We start from the raw sequence: 4,387 nt of genomic DNA, 5'->3' as shown, positions 1-4,387 counted from the left end.
ACCAACTGCGCGGCCATCACGAACAAGCCTGCGGCGAAACCCGCGATGGCCATGGGCACGATGCCCACCGACAGCCCGACCCCGGCCAAGGCCGCGAGCAGCCCGGCATACACGAACAGCACCACTCTGAGGGCATTGCAGCGGTCCAGCAGGACACCGCCGAGCAGCGAGCCAAGGGCGCCGCCGATGTTGAACAGCATCTGCACCATGCCCGCCTGGGGTTTGCTGAAACCTTGTTCGAGTAACAACGACGGCAGCCAGTTGAGCAGCATGTACATCACGGTCAGGGTGAAGAAGTAGCTGAGCCACAACGCCAGTGTGGTGCGCGCGCGGCCTTCGCCGAACAGCGCCTGGCGGGTGGAGGGGCGAGCACTGAGGGTCTTGTCGAGCTGTTGGCGAAAGGCGTTGGACTCGGGCAGCAGCAGGATCATCAAGGGCACGGCCAACAAGGGCGCCAGGCCGCCGATGATAAAGGTGGTCTGCCAGTGTTCACTGGAAAACATCGCCACGACCGCCGCCAATGCGCCGCCCAACGGCACGCCGCAGTACATGACACTGATGGCGGTGCCACGGTTGCGTTCGCTGGCCGCTTCGGCGCACAGGGCGATCAGGTTGGGCAGCGCGGCGCCCAGCCCCAGGCCGGTCAAAAAACGCACCAACAGCAGGCTCGAGTAGCTTTCGACAAACGCGGTGCAAAGCGAGAACAGCCCGAACAGCAGCACGGCGATCACCAGGATTTTCTTGCGCCCGATTCGGTCGGCGACCCAGCCGCCGAAGAACGCCCCCGGCAGCAGGCCAATGATCCCTACGCTGAATACCCAGCCGAGCATTTTCGGGTCCAGGGCAAAACTCTGACGCAACCCTGCGGCGGTGGTTCCGGCGGCTTGCAGATCGAACCCCTCGATCAGCGCAACGATAAAGCACAACGCGATAGTCAGCGTCGAACGACGCGATGGACTGTCCATGGGCAAACCTCATTGTTGTTGTTTTTGTTGTGGTGGCGAGCGCAAGTGGCTGCTGCGATTAAGATAACAAAGATAACTAAAAAATGAATAGCGTATTAAAAATGCAAAAAAACAATAAATAAGTACTTAAAAATCATAGTGTTGAGATGTGTATCTGTGATGATCTGAAAAGTAGATAGCTTTATTAATGTTCGATTATCGGTCATTTGCTGTTGACGAGCACCGTCGGCTGTTTCCATTCTCTGTTCGCGAAGCCGACTGGGCCGAGCGTGTGCCACCCCAAAAACAACAACAACAAATGGACAATGAACATGCCAAAACTCCCTATGGAGGACGCCGTTGCAGTGGCGTCCGTCTCCTGTGTGTCGAACCGCAAGCCAAGCCTGGTCATGGCGTTACTGGCCTTGAGCGTGCTGCCCACCCAGCTGTGGGCGGCCGGTTTTATCGACGACAGCCACGGCACCTTGACCCTGCGCAATTATTACCTGGACCGCGACTACAAGGACGACGGTGCGAAGACCGCCGCGCGGGAATGGGCCCAGGCGTTCATCCTCAACCTGGAATCGGGGTACACCCCGGGCCCGGTGGGCTTTGGCCTGGATGTGCGCGGGCTGATGGGGGTCAAGCTCGACTCTTCGCCGGACCGCAGCGGCACCGAGTTGTTGCCGGTGTCGGCCAGCGACAAGCGTGCCGCCGATGAATACTCGCGCCTGGCGCCGACCGCCAAGCTGCGGTTTGCACAAACCACCGTGAAGACCGGTGACGTGTCGATCTTCCTGCCGTTCGCCTTTGCCAGCCCGTCGCGCCTGCTGCCGCAAACCTTTCGCGGCACCACCTTGAGCTCCAAGGATATCGACGGCCTGACTCTCAATACCGGCTACATCGACCGCATCAACAAGCGCGACTCCACCGACTACCAGGCCATGACCATCGCCTCGCCCAACCGGCGTTTCAACGCCACCGCCACCACCTCGCACCTGGCTTACGTCGGCGGTGACTACCAGGTCAACAAAGACCTCAGCCTGCGCGCCTATCACTCGCAGATCGCCGACCTCTACCAGCAGGACACCCTGGCGTTGCTGCACAATCTGCCCGTGGGCGATGGCGTGCTCACCAGCGACCTGCGCAGTTTCTTCAGTCGCGAGGACGGCAGCGCCAAGGCGGGGAACGTGGATAACCGCAACCTTTCGGCGTTGTTTGGCTACCGCCTGGGCGGTCACAAATTCAGCTTGGGCTACATGCATTCCAGTGGGGAGACGGCCACGCCCTATATCTCCGGGACTGAGCTGATGGGCATGAGCGAACTGACCATGAGTTCGGACTTTCTCAATGCCAAGGAACGCACCTGGCAGGCGATCTACGACTATGACTTTGCGGCATCCGGTTTGCCGGGCCTGAAGGGCCGGCTGCGTTATGTGCGCGGCGATAACATCGAGCTGGCGGCGTTCAATGCCGAGGATCGCAAGGAGCGCGAGTTCCAGATGGAACTGGGCTACGTGATCCAGAGCGGCCCGCTGAAGAACGTCGGGCTGATGGCGCGCAAGTCGATCTATCGCAATGACTTCCCGAGCGGCGCGGCGTTTCGCGATGAAAACCAGACCCGTTTCCTGGTGCTCTACACCGTGGCGCTCTGGTAAGCCCGTCAGTCCTGATACACCTTCTTCAGCAAGCGCAGCAGCTCTGCACGTTCTTGACCGTCCAGGGCTGCGGTGGCGTCAAGGTCACTCTGTGCGGCGATCTCTTTGAGCGTCTTGAGCAGGGTTTCGCCGGTCTTGCTGAGGAAGATCCCATAGGAGCGCTTGTCCGGCTTGCAGCGCACACGCACGGCGAGGGCGCGGCTTTCCAGCTTGTTCAGCAGCGGCACCACCTGGGGTGGCTCAATCGCCAGGGCGCGGGCCAGGTCGGCCTGCATCAGGCCGGGGTTCTGCTCGATGATCGCCAGGGCCGAGAACTGAGCCGGGCGCAGGTCGTGCTCGGAAAGTCGACCGATCAGGTTCTGGAACAGCTTGAGCTGGGCGCGACGCATGGCGTAACCGATCAGGTCGTCCAGGGCCGAATCCAGCGGCGCACGCCCCTCGGTGGTGTCGGGCAGGGCCAGGTTGGCGTCGGCGATGTTGGAAGGCTTGGCCATTAACAGTGCAATCCTCAGAAGGTGGAGGTTAAGAAAGCTATCTAGTTTGCCGAGGTTGGCGAGCCATGGCTATGCCGGCTTTTCATAACACCCGAGCAGCTTAGGGTTTACAGGGGAAAAATATTGGTTATCAAGATTAATAGTTAATTGACATAACTATATTTGCGGTTTAATTTCGAATCATCTTCCAACCCAGAACAAGAGCGTACCGTCATGAGTAATTACGAAGGCCGTTGGACCACCGTCAAGGTTGAAATCGAGGAAGGCATTGCCTGGGTCATTCTCAATCGCCCGGAAAAACGCAACGCCATGAGCCCGACCCTGAACCGCGAAATGATCGACGTTCTGGAAACCCTGGAGCAGGACCCTGCCACTGGCGTGCTGGTCTTGACCGGTGCCGGCGAAGCCTGGACCGCCGGCATGGACCTCAAGGAATACTTTCGCGAGGTGGATGCCGGCCCGGAAATCCTCCAGGAGAAAATCCGCCGCGAAGCCTCGCAATGGCAATGGAAACTGCTGCGCATGTACGCCAAGCCCACCATCGCCATGGTCAATGGCTGGTGCTTCGGCGGCGGCTTCAGCCCATTGGTGGCGTGCGACCTGGCGATCTGTGCCGACGAAGCGACCTTCGGTCTCTCGGAAATCAACTGGGGCATCCCACCGGGCAACCTGGTGAGCAAGGCCATGGCCGACACCGTGGGCCATCGTCAATCGCTGTACTACATCATGACCGGCAAGACCTTTGGCGGGCAGAAGGCCGCCGAGATGGGCCTGGTCAACGAAAGCGTGCCGCTGGCGCAACTGCGCGAAGTGACGATTGAATTGGCGCGCAACCTGCTGGAGAAAAACCCGGTGGTGCTGCGGGCGGCCAAGCATGGCTTCAAGCGTTGTCGCGAATTGACCTGGGAGCAGAACGAGGATTACCTCTACGCCAAGCTCGATCAGTCGCGTTTGCTCGACACCGAAGGCGGCCGCGAGCAGGGCATGAAGCAGTTTCTCGACGACAAGAGCATCAAACCCGGCCTGCAGACGTACAAACGCTGAGGCTTGCCGGCGAATAGCGGGCCGCATCCCGCTGTTCGCTGCCTCACGCTGGCGCTACTGTGACATCGCTTGAATGCATTCCCCATAAAGACAATAAAGAGGAATCACCATGCTGGACGTGCCCCTGTTGATCGGCGGCCAGTCGTGCCCCGCCCGTGACGGTCGAACCTTCGAGCGTCGCAACCCGGTGACCGGTGAAGTGGTTTCGCGGGTTGCCGCCGCGACCCTGGAAGATGCCGACGCCGCC

At 60.1% G+C, this 4,387-nt stretch carries 4 protein-coding genes; 2 read left to right on the top strand and 2 right to left on the bottom strand.

Translation table 11 applies throughout. The annotated features are described in order from the left end of the window. On the bottom strand, positions 1 to 965 hold a 965-nt coding region (mhpT, locus tag L9Z73_RS26170; RefSeq protein ID WP_247407375.1), incomplete at its 3' end, for a 3-(3-hydroxy-phenyl)propionate transporter MhpT. A gap of 311 nt (positions 966 to 1,276) precedes the next feature. Here mhpT and L9Z73_RS26165 point away from each other — a divergent pair. After that, positions 1,277 to 2,602: an OprD family porin gene (locus L9Z73_RS26165; RefSeq protein ID WP_247407372.1), complete on the top strand. Its 1,326-nt coding sequence runs from the start codon at positions 1,277 to 1,279 to the stop codon at positions 2,600 to 2,602. Positions 2,603 to 2,607: 5 nt separating this feature from the next. On the opposite strand, the gene L9Z73_RS26160 is transcribed toward L9Z73_RS26165, so the two are convergent. Then, on the bottom strand, positions 2,608 to 3,096 hold the full coding sequence (locus L9Z73_RS26160) for a MarR family winged helix-turn-helix transcriptional regulator (RefSeq protein WP_247407369.1): 489 nt from the start codon (positions 3,094 to 3,096) through the stop codon (positions 2,608 to 2,610). Positions 3,097 to 3,309: 213 nt separating this feature from the next. On the opposite strand from L9Z73_RS26160, the gene L9Z73_RS26155 reads away from it, so the two are divergent. After that, complete coding sequence (locus L9Z73_RS26155) at positions 3,310 to 4,140, top strand: p-hydroxycinnamoyl CoA hydratase/lyase (protein WP_247407366.1); 831 nt, start codon at positions 3,310 to 3,312, stop codon at positions 4,138 to 4,140. The last annotated feature ends 247 nt before the right edge of the window (positions 4,141 to 4,387 follow it).

It is taken from the genome of Pseudomonas emilianonis, assembly GCF_023072625.1.
GTDB classification, from domain to species: Bacteria; Pseudomonadota; Gammaproteobacteria; order Pseudomonadales; family Pseudomonadaceae; genus Aquipseudomonas; species Aquipseudomonas paraveronii.
This window is presented reverse-complemented; position numbering and strand designations above follow the sequence as displayed.